Below are 19,122 nucleotides of genomic sequence, written 5' to 3' on the forward strand. Positions count from 1 at the left end.
ACAATCAACGATGACGAAGAAGGCGATCATTACCGGGGTTACCGGCCAAGACGGTGCTTATCTCACCCAGTTGCTGCTCGAGAAGGGATACGAGGTACATGGAACTTACCGCCGCACCAGTTCGGTAAATTTCTGGAGGCTTGACGAACTCGGTGTGACCAACCATCCCAACTTGCACCTGAGGGAGTACGACCTGACAGATCTCGGCGCTTCACTGGCGATGCTGCAGAAAGTCGAGCCGGACGAGATTTACAATCTCGCGGCGCAGAGCTTCGTTGGTGTCAGTTTCGATCAGCCGACGACGACCGCCCAGATCACTGGTGTAGGAGCCTTGAACCTCCTTGAAGCCATCCGCTTGGTCAATCCGAGAATCAGGTTCTATCAGGCATCCACGTCTGAGATGTTTGGCAAGGTGCAGGCGGTTCCGCAGAAAGAGGATACGCCGTTCTACCCCAGGAGTCCGTATGGCGTCGCGAAGTTGTATGCCCACTGGATGACGATTAACTACAGGGAGAGCTACAACATCTTCGGTTCCAGCGGCATCTTGTTCAATCACGAAAGTCCGCTGCGTGGTCGCGAGTTCGTTACGCGGAAGATCACGGATTCAGTTGCGAAGATCAAACTTGGTCAGCTTGACGTTCTCGAACTCGGCAATCTGGATGCGAAGCGCGACTGGGGATTCGCCAAGGAATACGTTGACGGCATGTGGCGAATGCTGCAGACGGATGAACCTGACACCTTTGTTCTCGCCACCAACCGAACAGAGACCGTACGTGACTTCGTGCGCATGGCCTTCAGGGCGGCAGGCATCGATGTGGACTTTAGCGGTAAGGATCTTGATGAAGTTGGTATTGATGCCGCCACGGGTAAATCAGTCATGCGCGTCAGCCAGAAGTTCCATCGTCCGGCTGAAGTCGACCTGCTTATCGGCGATCCGGGCAAGGCCGAGCGCGTGTTGGGCTGGAAGCCTCAGACAAGTCTCGAGCAGCTCTGCCAGATGATGGTTGAAGCCGACCTCAAGAGAAACGAGCGTGGCTTTTCATTCTGATCTCACTGGTAAACGCGTATTGATTACCGGTGCGTCCGGCTTCACGGGGCGCTATGTCGTTGATCGCTTGGCTGCCGCTGGCTGCGAAGTGCACGATCTCCGCGCGGAGCGGGGTGGTACACAGATCAATCTGCTGGATCGGGCCGCTCTGTCGGCCCGCGTTCTCGAGGTTGCTCCGCAACTCGTCGTGCATCTTGCTGCCATCTCGTTTGTCGCGCATGGCGACCCGGAGGAGATTTATTCCGTCAACGTGGCGGGTACTCGCAACCTGCTGGATTCCCTCGCGCGCCTTCCGGTCACTCCCTCGAACGTACTTCTGGCTAGTAGTGCCAATGTTTATGGCAACGCGAGCGGAGTCCTCGACGAAAGGGCGCCGCTCTCTCCGCAGAATGACTACGCTGTCAGCAAGATGGCAATGGAAGCGATGGCTTCGTTGTGGCGCTATGCCTTGCCCTTGACGGTCGTGCGTCCGTTCAACTACACCGGCGTCGGACAGACCGAGAAGTTCCTAATCCCCAAGATTGTGTCGCATTTCCGTCGCGGTCAATCGGTGATTGAGCTGGGCAACACCGATGTCTCGCGCGATTTTTATGATGTTCGTTGCGTTGCCGAGGCCTACTTCCGGCTTTTGGCGCTACAGGGCGCGGGCGACACTTACAACGTCTGCTCGGGGAAGGAGTATTCGCTTGACCAGATCATCGGGATGATGCGCGAAGTATCGGGGCGAGACATCGAGGTCAGGGTGAATCCTTCCTTCGTACGCGCGAATGAGATCAAGTCACTCCGTGGCGACAATACCCATTTGCGAAGCAGAGTCGGAGAGCTTCCGGCGTTCGATCTCAAGGAAATGCTGCGCTGGATGTATAAGGCCGGCGAGCAGGCATGAGAGGTCAAGTGCCGGGCGGAACAGTCAGACGAGTGGACCGATGATCTATTTTTGGCAGATTATTGCGCCTGGTTTGGCAATGGTCATTGCAATCGTTGGGACCGCTGGGGCCCTATCGTTTGCAGGACGCCGGACGCCATGGACATTCTTAGGAGGCAGCGAAGTTCAGGGGTTGGTGCTGGCTAGCGTGCTCGTGCTGGCGCTATTGCTCAATGCGAATGGATGGGTAGCGGGCCGCTATCTATTTCCTGTACTGCTCGCTGTTGGATCCATGGGGGCTTTCCTGGCGTTCCGCCGCGGGCGCAACGACCCGTTGGCGCACGCCATACTGTGGAGCCTGTTTGTCGGTTGGCTGTGCATCACTTTGTTGGTGGCAGCTTGGGATCTGGCGTTCGCCGGGCGCCACCTTTGGATGCTAGAAGGCACCAACCATGATCTGGTTTTCTTTTACGGAGGCACCCAATGGGCGTTTCAGAATTCCTTGGCCGTGAATCAGGACTCTGTCGCACAAGCGTGGGGGTTGGGTAGATGCGGACAGGGCATGCAGTTCATTGGCGACGGCTGCGTTGTCCAACGCGGCGGAGCGTATACATTGTTGGCGCTCGCATCCAGCCTGGTCCCTGATCCCGGACCAAACCAGGTCCGCTCTATGGTGGGTATCGGCGCGCTGTTTCCGTTGCTTGGGCTACTCCCGGGGTTGGCTGGCCGCTTCGGCAGTGGACGCTGGTGGCCCCGTGGCGGCGCATTGACGGTCCTGCTGGTGATGCTCTGCATGAGCTGTACTGGTCTCATGCTTGCGGTCGTGAACGAAAATATCGGCACTGCGCTCGTGGCCGCGCTGCTCGTCGCGGTAGTGATGTGGGGGCTGGCTCCGATGGTGTCGCTGCCCGTTAAATGGGTCATTCTAGGTGCATCGGCCGGGTGCGCAGGGATTGTGTACGGCGAAGCAGCCGTGCATGCGTGCCTTGTCGTTGCCGTGTCAGTGGTGGTCACGGCACGCCGGGTTCGCTCGTGGCGGATGTTATTAGTGGGCGCCGCTTTGACGTTAGCCACATTTGCGTTGGTTCTGAATCGGCACTTGCCAGAGCTCTTTGCTTCTTACCGACAGGTCAGTGGCATCGTGTCGCAGGGTGACTGGCCGAGTTGGTACATTCATCAACCGTGGTGGTCATGGTTGGGAGCCCCCTTCGGCGGGCTCCTCATGACCGCGCAACCGCCGGTGACCACGGATGCCGTAGCTGTCGGGATGGTCTTGATGCTCGTCGTCACGTACTTGGCCGCGCGGGAGCAGCGTTGGCGCTTCTTCTGCGGACTGCTGTTGATAAGCGCGTTGATGGTCGGGTACATCCAATGGCAGGGCTATCAGTATGGAGAGCACAAGCTGATCCAGGTCCTGGGTCCAGCGTGGGCCGCCTTGCTCGCGTGGCTATTGGCTCGCCGGGCCCAGCGGCGACATTCCCTTGCGTTGGTACTGGTGGTGATCGCTGTTACGTATGCGTTGTCGGCGGCATACGCTGTACGAGCCCGCGCCATCATTGTCTCGCATGCTCCTGCGGCGCTCACCCACGCATTGGCCGAAGCGCTACGCCTCCCGCAACCGGGTGACGAAGTCATCATCGACGCAGCGGCAGTCCGTGGACCGCAAAAGTACGTAAAGCAGGATTTCGCCATCGTAGAACTGCACCAGCGGGGAGCGCGTGCACGCTTGGCTGCTAGCGGACAGCTACCCGAGGGCTATAGCGACGCCCTCTTCGAAGGCACGTTGGCAAAAGCCAATTCTCCTGACTGGCTTCTCGTGCTGAAGCAACCGGGCGCCAACTCCGCGACGCTTCCAGTCACTCCTCCAGTGCGGGAAGACGCTACGTTCGCCATGTACTCATTGAGGGATGGGCAGCTTCCGTCGGTCGTGGCTGGTAAAGGTTGGCACCAGTGCGAGCAGCAGCATTGCTGGACCTCAGGCGCGTTCACCTTCGAGGTTGTGGTGCCGCCCGATTGCAAGCATTCACAACTCGTTCTTGACGTAGCGCCGTTCCAGCCACCAAGCGATGGACGTATCGACGTAATTGTGAATGGCGCCACGCGAGCTGTTACTGACTTTGTGCAGCGCGAGAGACTGACTGTTCCCCTGGGCGCCGGTCGTTCTACCGTGATGCTCCGCCCGAACTGGCAAGTCAAGTCACCCCAGGCGCTTGGCTTGTCGTCTGATGGCCGCGAACTGTTTGCCAGTGTGTCCGGCGCACAGGTCCATTGTGGGCTGATGCTCAGAGGAGCGCCGTAATGCGGCCAATGCCTACTATCGAACCTGGCGGCCGTGAGGCGCAACCGTGAGCGAGAAATCCAGCCCTTTCAGTGAGTCCTACTACGAAGGCAATGGCCAAGGCGGCGATCGTCCCGCGTTGCGGCTGTTCACACGCCTGGCCCGCCGCTACATTCCCGGAACGCGCTTGCTGGATTTCGGCTGCGGCCCTGGATTCTTCCTGCGCCACCTCGCCAAGCATTTCGAGGCCCATGGGCTGGAGATCAGTCCTTGGGCGCGGCAGCACGCGCATGAGGTAACGGGCCTGCCGATCCATGCCTCGTTCGACGAGTTGCCCGACAATTCTTTGGACGGCATTGTATCTTTGCACGTGATTGAGCATATCCCTGACGAAGGGTTGGATCAGGTGGTTAAGGAGTGGAGAAGAATCCTCGTTCCGGGTGCGCGCTTGCTTCTAGTCACCCCCGATGCAGGTGGGAATGCGGCTCGCGAAAAAGGCAAAGATTGGATTGCGCTCACCGATCCCACGCATATAAATCTGAAAACCCACGCGCAGTGGCGCGAGTTCTTCGAATCACGGGGATTTGTTTGCCTTGAAGAGTTTGCGGACGGTCTCTGGGACTTTCCCTATAGGTATCGCTGGCTAGGTAGGGCTGAGGTTTTCCTTCGCGGCTGGCCCACTCTTCTGCAGTTCGTGCTCGCGCGTCCGCTTGTTGCGTCCGGGAAGGGCGAGTCCGCCATCTACGTATTGGAGAAGCGCGAGTAGCCGCCATCCGCATGATGGGATTCGTACAAAGGTAATCATCTCTTATGCTCTATCTGCTCGTCGTACTCATGGTTGCGCTTGGCGCATTCGGCACTCTGCTGCTCAAGATCGGCGCGGAGAAAGTGATCTATAACGAGGGCGCGCTGGTCCTGATCCGGACGGTCACGGGAAACCCGATCTTGTTAGTTGGCATGGTGATGCAAGTGATCCCGCTTGTATCCTGGGTCGTGCTGCTCAAGTTCATGCCGCTCACGAAACTCCAACCGATGATCGCGTTGACCTATGTGATCACTCCATTACTGGCAGTTGCCTTCTTAGGTGAGCATGTCGGTGGGCTTCGTGCCGCCGGCATCGCAATGATCGTGATCGGCGTGGTTCTGGTAGGAATGAGCTAGCCGATGAGAATCCTGATCGTGTTGACGTATTACACACCCTATATGAGCGGGGTGACGGAGTATGCGCGGATGCTCGCGGAAGACCTCGCTGATAGGCACGAGGTCACGGTACTCACCACGCAGCACGACCCAACGCTTCCGACGGAAGATCGTATCAATGGGGTTCGCGTGATCCGGGCGCCAGTTTTTGCCCGTCTACATAAGGGCGTCCTGAGTTGGCGATTCATTGCGCGCTTCGCATCTCTCGCGCATAGCCACGACGTGGTGAATCTTCACCTGCCGATGTTGGAGTCGGGTTTTCTCTCGTTGCTACTACCCCGCAAAAAATTGGTAGTGAACTATCAGTGCGACATGGCCGTCGTTGGCGGACTTCTTGACCGGCTTGCAGTCACCGTCACGCGCTTTTCATGCTTGCTGGCCGTGCGGCGGTCCCGCGCGGTAGGGGTCATCACGCAGGACTACGCGAACTCGTCAGACTGGCTGACCTTCTCCAGGAGCAAGCAGCTGGAGGTGCTGGCACCCATGAAGCACATGCCGGCAAGTCAACGACCGCGTAGGAGCGATGGCGTTTTCCGTTTTGGATTCGTCGGTCGATTCGTCGCCGAGAAAGGCTTGCCAGTCTTGCTGAAAGCGTTCGCAGACGTCCAGCGTGTTCACGAAGGCGAAGTCGTCTTGGTCCTAGTAGGGGACATACACAGCGTCGCGGGTGGCGGGATAATCGACGATATACATGGCGCTATTTCTGCTCTTGGCGGCGCCATTGAAGTCAGGGGACGGATAAGCGACGAGGAACTCCAAGAGTTCTACGGCGAGCTGGACGTCCTAGTGCTGCCCAGCGTGAACCGTTACGAGGCGTTTGGCATGGTGCAGCTCGAGGCCATGCTAGGTGGCGCACTCGTGATCTCGTCGGATCTGCCCGGTGTTCGCACGATTGTGGGAAATACCGGTAATGGAAGGATTGTTCCGGCCAATGACGCCGCGTCGCTCGCAGAAGCGATGGAAGCATCGATTCTGGATCGCACGAAGATCAGTCGTGAAGAGGTACGTGCCCAAGCACTTGATGCGTACCCGCAGCGACGCTTTTTCGAGCTCCAGGAAGCGCTACTGACCAAGGACCCGCGAGTCCTTGGTCCTTAGATCGCGGCAAGCACCGCAAGGGCACCCAACCCTACGGTTATCAGGCTGCCGCGGTCCTTAACCGCGAAGACAACGGGATCATCGTGCATCTCTCCGCGATGTGCCAGCATCCAGGTCCGGCTGATCCAGTACAGCAGGATAGGGCAGAGTAACCACAGAAAGAGCGGATTCTGGTATAGCGACTGGCTCTCGGGGGCGTTGATGTACAGGCAAAGCACCAGTACCGCCACCAGGCCTGCCGAGGTCCCCAACGACTGAACCACCGCCATGTCTTCAACATGGTAGCCGCGCCCGCTTGGCACATCTTTGCCGTGGTCGAGTGTCAGTCGAAGCTCGGTGTAGCGCTTGAGCATCGCCAGACTGAGAAAAATGAACATCGAGAAGGTCAGCAGCCAGAACGACAGCGTTACATCAAGTGCCGCCGCTCCGCCCACGATGCGTATCGTGTACAGCGCGGCCAAGGTAACGACGTCGATAACGACGATCTGTTTCAGTCTCAGCGAATAGGCCAACGTTAGTACGAAGTAGACGGCCATGACAAGCAGGAAGACCGGTGACGCCAGCCATGCGAGGGCCAGACCCGCGGCAGTCAACGAAGGTGCTGCCAGCAGGCCAGACCGTAGGGAGAGGCGGCCGCAGGCGAAAGGACGAAGTCGCTTGCGCGGATGTTCGCGGTCGGCGTCCAGGTCCAACATGTCGTTCAACAAGTAGACGCCCGACGCGCACAGGCTGAACGCTAGGAACGCGACCATGCTGGTCACAGACTGGGCAGTACTGAGGAACTGGTGGCTTGCGAGCAGGGGCACGAACACTAACAAGTTCTTGAGCCACTGATGTACGCGAATTGCCTTGATCCAAGCCCGCAATCCGCCTCCCTGTGCAGGCCAGTGTGCTGCCAGGTGCGCGTGGCGGGCGGCTGCCCTTGCGACGGAGCCGTCGCCGTTGACCACCCAGGCAGAGTGCGCGTGATGCCAGACCGCTGCATCCACGCGCGCATTGGCGACGTAATCGAACCCACGTTCGCCGAAAAGCTCCACCAGTCTTTCAGCTTTGCGTGCGCCAGCGAGATTCGTGGTGCCGTCGCTACTCAGCACCGCATCGAATAGCCCTACATGTTCGGCAATAGGGCGCGCAACGTCCGCATCCGAGGCCGTGCACAGGACGCGGCAGCGATCACTGCTCAAGCGCAGTAAGTCCAGGACCCGCTCATCGAACGGCAAAAGGGTCGGATCGACTGCAAATGCGGCGAGTCGCCGTTTTAGATGGGCCTTTCCCTTCAAGAGCCAGAAAGGCAGAGCGATCAAAAACCAAGGCTTGGCCGAAACCATCCGAAGGAAGCACTCGTACAGCAGGTCTGTTCGCACAAGTGTGCCATCGAGGTCGACGCAGAGCGGCCTGGTGATGCTCGCGTCTTGGGCGTTGCTCACGGGTCAGTCCCCCGCACGTCCGTACTGGTCCTCAAACCTGACGATGTCGTCTTCTCCTAAGTAGCTTCCCGACTGAACCTCGATCAGCTCAAGGGGCAGCTTGCCGGGATTGCGTAACCGGTGTGTTACGCCGAGCGGAATGTAGGTGCTCTGGTTCTCGGCAAGCAGAATGATCTCGTCGCCACGTGTCACTTCGGCTGTGCCGCTGACGACAATCCAGTGTTCGGCGCGGTGGTGGTGCATCTGCAGGCTGAGCACTGCGCCGGGCTTCACGGTGATCCGCTTCACCTGGAAACGTGCACCATTATCGATCGAATCGTAAGCGCCCCACGGGCGATAGACTTTCCGGTGAGCAGCAGCCTCGCTCCGACCTTCACGCTTGATCCGATTAACCACTTCCTTGATGTCCTGCACGCGATTTCGATGGCCAACCATGACGGCATCGTCTGTTTCGACCACCACAACATCCTCAAGGCCGACCATCGCAATCAGTCGCGATCCGTAAGCATAGGTATTACGGCAGTCGAGTTCGATGACGTCTCCGTGATGGGCATTGCCTTTGGCATCCTTGTCGGAAACATCCCAAAGGGCGGACCAAGAACCAACGTCGCTCCAGCCCGCGTCCAGGGGTACCACGACCGCGTCTTGAGTCTTCTCCATAACCGCATAGTCGATGGAATCGCTCGGACAGGCGCCAAACGCCTCAGGGTTCAGCCGGACGAAATCCTGGTCGATGGATGCCAGTTCGAGTGCCTGCTCGCAGGCGTGCATCATCGAGGGATTGAACTTGCGCAGCTCGTCGAGGTAGCGCGAAGCCTTGAAGAGGAACATGCCGCTGTTCCAGAAATACTCTCCGGATGCAACGTAATCACGCGCCGTGGCCAGATCGGGCTTCTCGACGAACCGCTCCACCGTACGGGCGCCATCGCCTGCCTTCGCCTTGACATAACCATAGCCCGTCTCCGGGCCAGCGGGAACGATGCCGAAAGTCACCAGCTTGCCCGCTTGTGCAGCACCAGCGCCAGCTCCTACGGCGCGCTGGAACGCCTGCTCATCCCTGATCTCATGATCCGAAGGCAGGACGAGCAGCAGAGCATCCTCGCCCGAGCGTAGAGCCTGCAGTGCGGCGATGGCAATGGCCGGCGCAGTATTGCGACCCATGGGCTCAAGGATCAGGGCTTCAGGTTCGGCATTCGACTCCCGCAGTTGTTCCGCGGCCATGAACCGGTGCTCCTGATTGGCCACCACGATCGGTTTCCGTCCGGCGATGGGCGCGACGCGCAACCACGTCGCTTGCAGCATCGTATTGTCGCCAACAAGCGGAAGAAACTGTTTTGGATAGGCCTCACGCGAGAGCGGCCAGAGGCGGCTGCCGGAACCCCCGGACAGGATGACGGGAAGGATGGGGAGCATCGGAGACTGTCCTTGAATCAATGGGATGGGGTTTCGCCGCCGATGAGCGCCGTCAACTCTCTGGTGCGTTCGGCGAGCAAATCGGCATTTCCACGCGTTTCCACGTTGAGCCGCAGCAGTGGTTCCGTGTTGGAACTGCGTAGATTGAATCGCCAGTCGCCGAAGTCCGCGCTGACGCCATCTGTGCGGTCCAGCTGAGGTTGGAAGGATGTATAGTGGTCTAACACGCGTCGAATCTTAGCGGATACATCTTCGACCCTGAAGTTGATCTCCCCACTGCAGGGGAAGGCACGCATTCGATCAGCGACCAGTCCCGCCAGAGACTGGCCTGTAGTCGATACCAGGCCTGCTATCAGTAGCCATGGGATCATTCCCGAATCGCAGTAGGCGAAATCTCGAAAATAGTGATGCGCGCTCATCTCACCACCGTAGATCGCGTCTTCGGCACGCATGCGTTCCTTGATGAAGGCGTGGCCGGTCTTGCTCATTACAGGCGTGCCGCCGGATGCCAACACCATTTCGACGGTGTTCCAAGTCAAGCGTGGATCGTGAATGATCCGGTCGTGCGGATTGCGTGCGAGCAGGGCTTGTGCCAGTAAGCCCACGAGGTAGTAGCCCTCGATGAATCCGCCTTCGGCATCAAAGAAGAAGCAGCGATCGAAATCACCATCCCAAGCGATACCGAAATCGGCGCCGTGCAACCTGACGGCGTCCGCCGTGGCGCTACGGTTGTCGGGTAGAAGGGGATTGGGAATACCGTTCGGGAAGCTGCCATCCGGTTCGTGCTGGACGCGGATGAACTCGAACGGTAGGTGCGGCGCCAGGAGGTCGATGATCAGTCCAGCGCCGCCGTTGCCCGCGTTGACGACAATCTTCAAGGGCTTCAGCGCGCTGCAGTCAACGTAACCCAGCAGATGTTCGATGTAGGCCGACTTGTCCAGTGCCTCGATTCTTCGCGCGCCACTCAGCTCTGCAGTCTCCTGCGTACTGGTGGCGAAATCGCGGATGGCGAAAAGGCCGCTGTCCCCGCTGATTGGGCGCGCACCCTTCCGGACCAACTTCATGCCGTTGTAGTCCATGGGGTTGTGGCTGGCCGTCACCATGACGCCGCCGGCAGCATCGCGATGAACTGTCTGGAAATAGACTTCTTCCGTACCGCACAGCCCGATATCGATCACATCGCGCCCGGCATGACGGAAGCCGGTTTCCAGCGCTTGCTGCAAGGCGGGGCTGCTGAGGCGGACATCGCGACCCAGCACGACGGGGCCCGGGTCGAGCAACGCTGCCATTCCTATTCCGATTCTACGAGCGAGCGCCTCGTTCAGCTCTTCCGGAACGCGACCGCGAATGTCGTAGGCTTTGAAACACTTCAGCGACTGCATGTAATGGGTTCTGATTGACGAAAAACGATCATTCCAAGGCGTCGGCAATGACGACAACGCGCGGCAGGAACGGAATTTAGGCCTCCCCTGCTGCGCGCGGGTCGAAACTTGACACCGCACCGGGAAGGGTTCCGCGCAGTGCTTACTGCTTAGGCTGCACTCGGTACCCGCTAACGCTGACGCGCGCGTTTTCAGGCACGAACAGACGGACTTCCACATCCGTGACGCTGGCCGGGACGGTGGCCACGAAATCCGCGAGCGCTGCGCCAGCGGCGGGCGCACTGGCAATCTCGGCGCTGCCCAACGTGTTGTTGCCCTGATTCGACACTACGTCGACCGTCGCGTGCGATCCCTCCGGCAGCGATTCGACGACGCCATCGAGAGTGACCTGATACGTGCCGGCATCCAATGCCGAGTACGGACCATACACAAGGTAGCCGGCTTTGCCTGTGCTACTGATCTTGCCATCGGCGACGGTGCCTACACCCGGCTCCGACGGCAATTCATCCTGCCCCACCACACGAACGATCGAGGTGGTCGGCACCGCTGGGGCAAGCGCCTCAACAGGAGCGGGAACGGCGCCAGGATCCGTGGCCACTGCGTCGGCGCTAGCGGGTTTGTCCTGACAACCGGCCAGAATGATGGTTGCGGTGAAAATGATCGCGAATTGGGTCTTCATGGTTTGGTCAGTGTGAAGTGAGGGGGGGGATTCGTGGGTATTCGACTGAGGAGGCTTGCAGGGACTATTGCAATGCGGCTTCAAGATCTGGCAACAGCGTAAACAAATCCCCCACCAACCCGATATCCGCAATCTCGAAGATCGGCGCTTCGCCGTCCTTGTTGATCGCCACGATGGTGCCGGCGTCCTTGATGCCGGTCAGGTGCTGGATGGCGCCGGAAATGCCGACGGCCACGTATAACTCGGGGGCGATGATCTTGCCGGTCTGGCCGACCTGCAGCTCGTTCGGTACGTAGCCGGCGTCCACGGCGGCGCGCGAGGCGCCGACAGCGGCGCCCAGCTTGTCGGCCAGGGCGTAGATGACCTTGAAGTTCTCGGCCGAGCCCACGCCGCGGCCACCGGAGACGACGCGCTTGGCGCTCTGCAGGTCGGGGCGGTCGGACTTGCCGGCGGCCAGGCCGACGTAGCGGGTGTGCGTCGGCAGGGCAGCGTCCACGCTGGCGGCTTCGACTGTCGCGCTGCCGCCCTTGGCGGCTTCCGGCCACGATGCCGTGCGCACGGTCGCGACCACGGTCTGGTCGGCCGGAGTTTCAACGGTGATGATCGCGTTGCCGGCGTAGATCGGGCGCTTGAAGGTGTGCGTGCCTTCCACGGCCATCAGGTCGGAGACCTGGTTGACGCCGAGCAGTGCGGCGACGCAGGGCAGCAGGTCCTTGCCGAACGTGGTGGACGGCGCGAACACGTGCGTGTAGCCCGCGGCGAGCTTGGCAATCTGCGGGGCCAGCACCTGGGCGATGGCGTTCGCATTGGCGGCATGGGTGACGGCCAACACCTTGGCGACGCCGGCGATCTGCGCGGCGTCGGCGGCGACGGCCGTCGGGTCGGCCGCCAGCACGACCACGTCGATGGCGTCGGCGTTCACGGCGGCGGCTGCGCTGACGGTCTTGGCGGTGGAGGCGTTGAGCTTGCCGTCCAGGTGTTCGGCGATGACGAGAACCTTGGCCATTACAGCAACCCCTTCTGCTTGAGTGCGGCGACCAGTTCGGCCGCGTCCTTCACCATGACGCCCTTGCTGCGCTTGGCAGGCGGAGCGTAGTGCGTGGTCTTGTGCGTATCGGCGGATTCGACGCCGAGGTCGGCCAGCTGCATCGTTTCCAGCGGCTTGCTCTTGGCCTTCATGATGTCGGGCAGCTTGATGAAGCGCGGTTCGTTGAGGCGCAGGTCGGTGGTGACGACCGCGGGAAGGTCGACCTCGAGCGTTTCCAAGCCGGCATCGACCTCGCGGACCACCGTGGCCTTGCCGTCGGCGATGTCGAGCTTGCCGGCGAACGTCGCCTGCGGACGGCCCCACAGCGTGGCCAGCATCTGGCCGGTCTGGTTGGCGTCGTCGTCGATGGCCTGCTTGCCGAGGATCACCAGGTCCGGCGATTCCTTCTCGACCAGCTTCAGCAGGGTGCGGGCGGCGGTCAGCGGCTGGGTGGCCTGGTCGGTGACCACGTGGATGGCGCGGTTGGCGCCCATGGCCAGGCCGTTGCGCAGGTGCGCCTGGGCGTCGGCGGGGGCGATGGTGGCGACCACGACTTCCGTGGCGATACCCTTGTCGCGCAGGCGCAGGGCTTCTTCCAGCGCGATCTCGTCGAAGGGATTGGGGGACAGCTTGACGCCGTCGGTGACCACGCCGGACCCGTCCGGCTTGACCTGGATGCGGACGTTGTAGTCCACCACGCGCTTGTAGGCGACGAGAATCTTCATCCTGAGGGAATTCCTGTATGCGACGGTGAGGCCCGGCGGCGGCTGGCCGAGGGCAGGCGTGGGATTTTAGCCGTCAGGCGGGGTCCATGCGAGTCCGTACGGTACCGTCCGCCAGCTGGGAGACCAGCACGGCCGCGAAACGGGCGGCGCTGCCGGGGGCCTGGGCGAAGAACAACGAGGGCTCCGTCAGCTCGAGTTCCAGCAGCTGCGGTTTGCCGTCGGCGCCCGTCAGCAGATCGATGCGCGCATACGGAAGAGGCGCCTCGAGCTGGCGCAGGCGCGCGGTTGCGGCAAGAACCTGTTCGGCCAGCGCTTGCTCGGCGGGGGGAGCGACCGTTGCCGCGATCTCACCGAGTGCCATGGGCGCCTGTCGCGCCGTCTCCCCCAAGGGCAGCTGCGCGCACTTGCGGGCGGCATGGCTGAACCGGCCGTCGAAATACAGCAGCGCGGTCTCGCCGTGCTGGTCGACCGAGGGCAGGTAGGGCTGCAGCATCACGCTGCGCTCCTGCTCTAGCAGGCGGCCGATGTGGTTGCCGGCCACGAACTGCTGGTCCCGGGCATACCGTTGGGTGTCGCGGGCGCCGGCGCTCACCGTGGGTTTGACGACGAACTCCGGTGCATCGAACTCGTCCAGAAATCCGGACAACGCGTCCATGGGCTCGGCATCGGGCTCGACGAACCGGGTTGGAACCACGGGGATGCCGATGGTGGCCAAGTCCGCGAGATAGTGCTTGTCGGTGTTCCAGCGGACGACATTCAGCGGGTTGAGCAGACGGGTCACCCGGTCCGCGTGTTCGCACCAGGCCAGGAACTCGGACAGTCGTTCGGTGTAATCCCATGGCGAACGCAGCAGAGCCGCATCGAAGCGGCCCCAGCTCACGGTGGGGTCGTCCCAGGCCACGGCACGGGCATGCAGGCCGGCGTCGGCGCACGCATCGAGCAGCGGTACGAGGTCGTCATCGTGGCCGGTGGCTCCCACGGCGGTGACGAGGGCAAGGGTCTTCATGTGCCTCAGTGTACGCGCACGTCCCGCGCGGGATTCCCATTGCCCGAAAGTACCTGTGTCGGCGACGGGGTGCTGGGTAGAATGCCGCTTTCCTTATCGAATGGATCACGCCATGGCGGGTAACCCCGGCTCCGGAGGCAAGCAGAAGCTCTATCCCAGCGCGGCGGATGCGCTGCGGGGTGTCGTAGCCGACGGCCAGACGCTCGCGGTCGGTGGCTTCGGCCTGTGCGGCATTCCGGAAGCGCTGATCGGCGCGCTGCGGGACAGTGGCGTGAAGGGGCTGACGGCCATTTCCAACAATGCGGGCGTGGACGGTTTCGGCTTGGGCTTGCTGCTCGAAACCCGGCAGATCAAGAAGATGATTTCGTCCTACGTAGGCGAGAACAAGGAATTCGAGCGCCAGTTCCTCTCGGGCGAGCTGGAACTGGAATTCAATCCGCAGGGCACGCTGGCCGAGCGCCTGCGCGCCGGGGGCGCAGGCATTCCCGCGTTCTTCACCCGTACCGGTTACGGCACGGTGGTGGCCGAAGGCAAGGAAACCCGCCAGTTCGGGGAGCACTGGTATGTCATGGAGACAGCGCTGATCGCCGACGTGTCGCTGGTCAAGGCGTGGAAGGCCGACAAGGCCGGCAACCTGGTGTTCCGCAAGACCGCGCGCAATTTCAACCCGGCCTGCGCCATGGCCGGCAAGGTCTGCATCGCCGAGGTCGAGGAAGTGGTGGAAGTCGGCCAGATCGACCCGGACCACGTCCACCTGCCGGGCATCTACGTGGACCGCATCGTCCACAACCCGACCCCCGAGAAGCGCATCGAACAGCGCACCATCCGCCAAGGAGACAAGTGATGCCCTGGACCCGCGATGAGATGGCGCAGCGCGCTGCCCGCGAACTGACCGATGGCGCCTACGTGAACCTGGGCATCGGCCTGCCTACGCTGGTCGCCAACCACATTCCCGCCGGCGTGGACGTCTGGCTGCAGTCCGAGAACGGCCTGCTCGGGATCGGCCCGTTCCCGACCGAGGACGAGGTCGACGCCGACCTCATCAATGCCGGCAAGCAGACCGTCACCGCCCGCGCGGGCGCCAGCTATTTCGGCAGCCACGACTCCTTCGCCATGATCCGCGGCGGCCACATCGACCTGGCCGTGCTGGGTGCCATGCAGGTCACCGACAAGGGCGATCTGGCGAACTGGATGGTCCCGGGGAAGATGGTCAAGGGCATGGGCGGGGCCATGGACCTGGTCGCCGGCGTCAAACGCATCGTCGTGCTGATGGAACACGTGGCCAAGGATGGCAGCCACAAGATCCTGCCGCAGTGCGACCTGCCGCTGACCGGCGTGGGCGTGGTGGACCGGATCATCACCGATCTGGCGGTGTTCGACGTGACCCCCGACGGTCTGGTGCTGGTGGAAAAAGCCGACGGTGTGACGGGGGAGGAACTGGTGGCGAAGACCGGCGTACCCTTCCGGCCTGTCGCCTGAGTCGCCCCGAGTCGTGACGCACGTCCACTTCTTTTGCGCGATGGCGCACGCCTGACTTTCAGCTGTACGTTTTGCTGCCGATAACCCGGAGAGGCGAACCCGTTGGCTGTTTTGTGGCCCGGGGGCTGGGCTATAGTGTCGGTTCAGGGGCTCTATCCGTTTTTCTCAGAGGCGTACGTATGAAACTCCGGGTCGGCGCTTGCGCCTTGATGTTGGTCTTGGCCGGGTGCAGTGGGGAAAGCCCCGAATCGGGCATGGCAGGGATGCGGGGTGTCGCCGCCAGCAAGCCGACCGGCGCGCTGCCGACGTCGCTGCCCCTGGCGCGCGCGATTGGCGCTTCCATCGCGAATTTGCCGGACCGCGGCGCGCTGCTGTCCTTTCCCGACAAGGCAAAGTCTACCAGGCAGGAGGGCGCCTATACTTGGTTCCCGACCGCGATCAGCGAAGCGCACGCCTTCAAGGGCATCGCCACGGGTGAAATGACCGTGCCCTCGCCCGATGGCAGCCAGGTCAAGTTGCGTTATGAGCGTCACGTCGAAGAGATCGACGGCAACTGGACCTGGATCGGCCGCGTCGTCGGTGGCGATCCGATGCAGGAAGCCATCATCACCTTCGGCGAGAAGGCCGTGTTCGGCTCGATTCCCCAGGCGAACGGCAAGCCGGCCCTGAGCCTGCAGACCCGCAACGGCACCGTCTTCGCGGTCCAGACCGATCCCACCAAGGTGGTGTCGGCGACGAAGGGCCATGTGGACGTGATGATCCCCGAGGCGAGGGCGCTTCGCTCGTCGATGGGCGCGGCTGCTAGCCTAGCGATGCCAACCACGCAAAATACGACTGCAATCGCGCAGGGCGCTGTTCAGACGGCAGCCAATACGGTGGACGTGGCAATTGGCTATACGCCGGAGTTCGCAACGGCAAATGGGGGCGCCTCCGCCGCTACGTCTCGTCTGGTTTTTCTGGTTCAAGTGGGCAATCAGGCGTTTACCAATAGTGGCGTCAACGGCTACTTGCGAATTGTCAACTTGGTGCAGGTCAACTACACCAATACGAATACTAATCAGACTGCACTGCAGGAGTTGACCGGTAATACTGGTAGTTCTTCTGTGGTAGTGCCCGCTAGCCTAGCGCCGTTGCGGAATGCGCGTGAACAGTACGGCGCGGACATCGCGGTGCTGGTCCGAAAGTTCAATACCCCCGAGAACGAAGGTTGCGGTATTGCATGGTTGAACGGTGCCAATCAGACAGCAATCACCGCGGCTGACGCTTCGTGGGGATATGCGGTAATTAGTGATGGTTTTGATCAGGGCACCGACGGTAAGACCTACTACTGTGCCGATGAAACGCTGGTCCATGAAGCAGCGCACTTGATGGGTTCGGCGCACGATCGCGCTAACTCGCTGAATTCATCGAATGGTCTATTGTATGGCCGATACCCATATTCCTTCGGTTACAAGACCGCTGCGAACGCCGGTAACTTCTACACGGTAATGGCGTATGGTGATACAGGGCAGATTGCTCACCGCATTTTCTCAACGCCGCTCAGGAGTACTTGTGGTTCAGGTGGTAACCTCGCCTGCGGTATCGTGGATAGCGAGGACAACGCGCGTAGTCTGAATCAGACTCTCCCGCTGGTCGCAGCGTTCAGGCAGAGTGTAGTCGCCGATCCTACCTTTGTGCTGGCTGGTGGTGATTTCAACGGGGATGGTCGCGCTGATTTGGTCCGTATTGACGACGGGACCCAGACACGTGTATGGCTCAAGTCTTATGGCGCGTCTTTCACACAGAAGATTCCAGCGGTTTACCCGGCAGGGTGGTCTTTAGTAGGTACTGCTGATATCGATGGGGATAGGAAGAGTGATTTGGTCTGGTACAACGCCACGACCGGCGCCCTCCATTATTGGTTGATGAATGAATCTGGCGTTGTTCGTTTTGTCAATGGAGGCACGGTTCCCAGCGGTTTTAGTCCTATTGCAGTCAAGGATTTGAGCGGTGACGGGCGCGCTGACATCGTTCTAACTGACAACTCGAGCCAAGTCCGTCTTTGGACGAAGAATGCGTCCGGTGATGCATTCACTGAAGGCGTGATCGGGGCGTTCCCCGGAGGTTGGCGCTTCGCTGGTGCCGCTGACGTTGACGTGGATGGGCGTGCCGATCTGTTCTGGCGCAATCAGCAGACTGGCGAGCTGCACTATTGGCTGATGAATGGAAGCACCATTCGTTCTTTCAACGCTGGCGGTACGCTTGACGGTGCTTACTCCGTGCTTGCCGTGACCGATCTCAATGGCGATGGCCGCGCCGACATTGTCTGGTCCAATGGCAGTGAGTTACGTGCATGGCTCAAAAATGCCTCTGGCACGGCCTTCACCTCCCTCAGCTTCGCCGGCCAACCCGGCGGCTGGACGCTCGTTGGGGCCGGTGATGTCGATGGCGATGGTAAGTCCGATTTGTTCTGGTACGAGCAATCGTCGGGAACGATCGATTACTGGTTGATGGATGGCGGGGCTGTGCGTGGCTTCAGACGTTCCCAGTTGACCGCCGGCAAGTACGCGCCGGTCGCCGTGGCGGATATCAGCAACGACAATCGGGCTGATATCTATTGGGCCAATGGCCTCTCCGACGTTCGGATGTGGATCAAGGATGCCGCGGGCACCAGTTATTCAACCGACGTGAGCCTGAATTTGTATCCTGGTGGCTGGACGCCGGCCGGTGCGGGAGATGTGGATCTTGATCGCAAGGCGGACTTGTGGTGGTTCCAGCCCACTACGCGAGAGCTGCACTATTGGCTGATGAACGAAGCGGGAATACGTTCCTATAACGCGGCGGGCACGCTGCCTGCTGGGTTCACTCCCAGATCAATCAGTGATTTCAACGGTGATGGCCGCTCCGATGTCCTGATATCGGATGGCAACATGCTCCGTATCTGGACGAAGAATGCCGGTGCCGGATTCACCGAGGCATCTGCTGGCAACTATCCGGCGGGCTGGGTATTGGTGGGTGCGGGTGATGTCGACGGCGACGGAAAGGTAGATCTGTTCTGGTATAACTCGACCGGTGCCCTGCATTATTGGCTGATGGATGGCCCAGTGGTCCGCAGCTTCGTGAATGGTGGCACCATGACAGCAGGCTACACGCCTCGTGCGGTTGGTGATTTCAATGGCGACGGTCGAGCCGATGTTGTCTGGGCCAACGGTGCGGATGTGCGCATGTGGATCAAGACCGCTGCAGGTGCCGGCTTCACGTCAGCCACATTCTCGAGCTATCCGACGGGTTGGAACGTGTTTGGCGCGCGCGATGCGAACGCTGATGGCAGGTCCGATCTGTTCTGGTATCACGAGGCCTCTGGCACGATGGATTATTGGCTGATGAACGGCGCTTCCATCACCGGTTATTACCGGGCAGGTGTGCTGCCCTAACGCCTGAAGGCTCTTCAACAAACGGCTCGCGACATCAGTGCGATGTTGCGAGCCGCTCTTCTTGTCGGGGATGGCGCGAATG

Annotated in this window: 16 protein-coding genes; 9 read left to right on the forward strand and 7 right to left on the reverse strand. The window is 60.8% G+C overall.

Annotated features, from left to right (window positions below; all coding sequences use genetic code 11):
• Window positions 1–10: 10 nt before the first annotated feature.
• From gmd to Q0907_RS00530, 6 genes are read left to right on the forward strand one after another with little or no spacing between them, the layout of a single operon-like run.
• A complete protein-coding gene (gene gmd / locus Q0907_RS00505) occupies window positions 11–1,048 on the forward strand; it encodes a GDP-mannose 4,6-dehydratase (RefSeq protein ID WP_299340440.1) in 1,038 nt (345 codons plus the stop codon).
• Window positions 1,032–1,934, forward strand: a complete 903-nt coding sequence (locus Q0907_RS00510) for an NAD-dependent epimerase/dehydratase family protein (protein WP_299340441.1) — start codon at window positions 1,032–1,034, stop codon at window positions 1,932–1,934. The genes gmd and Q0907_RS00510 overlap by 17 nt, the downstream gene beginning before the upstream one ends.
• A gap of 40 nt (window positions 1,935–1,974) precedes the next feature.
• On the forward strand, window positions 1,975–4,212 hold the full coding sequence (locus Q0907_RS00515; RefSeq protein WP_299340444.1) for a hypothetical protein: 2,238 nt from the start codon (window positions 1,975–1,977) through the stop codon (window positions 4,210–4,212).
• A 46-nt stretch (window positions 4,213–4,258) separates the two neighbouring features.
• Window positions 4,259–4,957: a class I SAM-dependent methyltransferase gene (locus tag Q0907_RS00520; RefSeq protein ID WP_299340446.1), complete on the forward strand. Its 699-nt coding sequence runs from the start codon at window positions 4,259–4,261 to the stop codon at window positions 4,955–4,957.
• Window positions 4,958–5,001: 44 nt separating this feature from the next.
• On the forward strand, window positions 5,002–5,352 hold the full coding sequence (locus Q0907_RS00525; protein ID WP_299340449.1) for an EamA family transporter: 351 nt from the start codon (window positions 5,002–5,004) through the stop codon (window positions 5,350–5,352).
• A gap of 3 nt (window positions 5,353–5,355) precedes the next feature.
• Window positions 5,356–6,489 carry a glycosyltransferase family 4 protein gene (locus Q0907_RS00530; protein WP_299340451.1) on the forward strand — a complete coding sequence of 378 codons (1,134 nt, stop codon included), beginning with the start codon at window positions 5,356–5,358 and terminating at the stop codon, window positions 6,487–6,489.
• Here Q0907_RS00530 and Q0907_RS00535 read toward each other — a convergent pair.
• The 7 genes from Q0907_RS00535 to Q0907_RS00565 form a co-directional block, all read right to left on the reverse strand.
• Window positions 6,486–7,916: a UbiA family prenyltransferase gene (locus tag Q0907_RS00535; RefSeq protein WP_299340453.1), complete on the reverse strand. Its 1,431-nt coding sequence runs from the start codon at window positions 7,914–7,916 to the stop codon at window positions 6,486–6,488. The two genes, Q0907_RS00530 and Q0907_RS00535, sit on opposite strands and share 4 nt — an antisense overlap.
• Before the next feature lie 3 nt (window positions 7,917–7,919).
• Window positions 7,920–9,329 carry a mannose-1-phosphate guanylyltransferase/mannose-6-phosphate isomerase gene (locus tag Q0907_RS00540; protein WP_299340454.1) on the reverse strand — a complete coding sequence of 470 codons (1,410 nt, stop codon included), beginning with the start codon at window positions 9,327–9,329 and terminating at the stop codon, window positions 7,920–7,922.
• A 17-nt stretch (window positions 9,330–9,346) separates the two neighbouring features.
• Window positions 9,347–10,711 (reverse strand): phosphomannomutase, encoded by a 1,365-nt coding sequence (locus Q0907_RS00545; protein ID WP_299340456.1) that lies wholly within the window; start codon window positions 10,709–10,711, stop codon window positions 9,347–9,349.
• Window positions 10,712–10,853: 142 nt separating this feature from the next.
• The gene (locus Q0907_RS00550; RefSeq protein WP_299340458.1) at window positions 10,854–11,390 is read right to left on the reverse strand and encodes a hypothetical protein; all 537 of its coding nucleotides are present in this window, start codon (window positions 11,388–11,390) and stop codon (window positions 10,854–10,856) included.
• 64 nt (window positions 11,391–11,454) lie between these two features.
• On the reverse strand, window positions 11,455–12,396 hold the full coding sequence (locus Q0907_RS00555; RefSeq protein ID WP_299340460.1) for an electron transfer flavoprotein subunit alpha/FixB family protein: 942 nt from the start codon (window positions 12,394–12,396) through the stop codon (window positions 11,455–11,457).
• Window positions 12,396–13,142, reverse strand: coding sequence for an electron transfer flavoprotein subunit beta/FixA family protein (locus Q0907_RS00560; protein ID WP_296279563.1), 747 nt, complete (start codon window positions 13,140–13,142; stop codon window positions 12,396–12,398). Before Q0907_RS00560 ends, Q0907_RS00555 begins: the two co-directional genes overlap by 1 nt.
• Window positions 13,143–13,215: 73 nt before the next feature.
• Window positions 13,216–14,148, reverse strand: a complete 933-nt coding sequence (locus tag Q0907_RS00565; RefSeq protein ID WP_299340462.1) for a hypothetical protein — start codon at window positions 14,146–14,148, stop codon at window positions 13,216–13,218.
• A gap of 112 nt (window positions 14,149–14,260) precedes the next feature.
• Between Q0907_RS00565 and Q0907_RS00570 the strand changes: the two genes are divergently transcribed.
• From Q0907_RS00570 to Q0907_RS00580, 3 genes are all read left to right on the forward strand, one after another.
• On the forward strand, window positions 14,261–14,992 hold the full coding sequence (locus Q0907_RS00570) for a CoA transferase subunit A (RefSeq protein ID WP_299340464.1): 732 nt from the start codon (window positions 14,261–14,263) through the stop codon (window positions 14,990–14,992).
• Window positions 14,992–15,627, forward strand: coding sequence for a CoA transferase subunit B (locus tag Q0907_RS00575; protein ID WP_299340465.1), 636 nt, complete (start codon window positions 14,992–14,994; stop codon window positions 15,625–15,627). The genes Q0907_RS00570 and Q0907_RS00575 overlap by 1 nt, the downstream gene beginning before the upstream one ends.
• A gap of 254 nt (window positions 15,628–15,881) precedes the next feature.
• Complete coding sequence (locus tag Q0907_RS00580; protein ID WP_299340467.1) at window positions 15,882–19,040, forward strand: FG-GAP-like repeat-containing protein; 3,159 nt, start codon at window positions 15,882–15,884, stop codon at window positions 19,038–19,040.
• Window positions 19,041–19,122 lie beyond the last annotated feature (82 nt).

The organism is uncultured Pseudoxanthomonas sp., from assembly GCF_947498795.1.
Taxonomy (GTDB): domain Bacteria; phylum Pseudomonadota; class Gammaproteobacteria; order Xanthomonadales; family Xanthomonadaceae; genus Pseudoxanthomonas_A.

Bases quoted from the DNA above. Each gene is read 5' to 3' on its own strand.
- gmd (WP_299340440.1), top strand. From the start codon at position 11: ATGACGAAGAAGGCGATCATTACCGGGGTTACCGGCCAAGACGGTGCT.
- Q0907_RS00555 (WP_299340460.1), bottom strand. From the start codon at position 12,396: ATGGCCAAGGTTCTCGTCATCGCCGAACACCTGGACGGCAAGCTCAAC.
- Q0907_RS00580 (WP_299340467.1), top strand. From the start codon at position 15,882: ATGGCAGGGATGCGGGGTGTCGCCGCCAGCAAGCCGACCGGCGCGCTG.
- Q0907_RS00560 (WP_296279563.1), bottom strand. From the start codon at position 13,142: ATGAAGATTCTCGTCGCCTACAAGCGCGTGGTGGACTACAACGTCCGC.
- Q0907_RS00540 (WP_299340454.1), bottom strand. From the start codon at position 9,329: ATGCTCCCCATCCTTCCCGTCATCCTGTCCGGGGGTTCCGGCAGCCGC.
- Q0907_RS00575 (WP_299340465.1), top strand. From the start codon at position 14,992: ATGCCCTGGACCCGCGATGAGATGGCGCAGCGCGCTGCCCGCGAACTG.
- Q0907_RS00530 (WP_299340451.1), top strand. From the start codon at position 5,356: ATGAGAATCCTGATCGTGTTGACGTATTACACACCCTATATGAGCGGG.
- Q0907_RS00525 (WP_299340449.1), top strand. From the start codon at position 5,002: ATGCTCTATCTGCTCGTCGTACTCATGGTTGCGCTTGGCGCATTCGGC.
- Q0907_RS00515 (WP_299340444.1), top strand. From the start codon at position 1,975: ATGATCTATTTTTGGCAGATTATTGCGCCTGGTTTGGCAATGGTCATT.
- Q0907_RS00545 (WP_299340456.1), bottom strand. From the start codon at position 10,711: ATGCAGTCGCTGAAGTGTTTCAAAGCCTACGACATTCGCGGTCGCGTT.
- Q0907_RS00570 (WP_299340464.1), top strand. From the start codon at position 14,261: ATGGCGGGTAACCCCGGCTCCGGAGGCAAGCAGAAGCTCTATCCCAGC.
- Q0907_RS00550 (WP_299340458.1), bottom strand. From the start codon at position 11,390: ATGAAGACCCAATTCGCGATCATTTTCACCGCAACCATCATTCTGGCC.
- Q0907_RS00565 (WP_299340462.1), bottom strand. From the start codon at position 14,148: ATGAAGACCCTTGCCCTCGTCACCGCCGTGGGAGCCACCGGCCACGAT.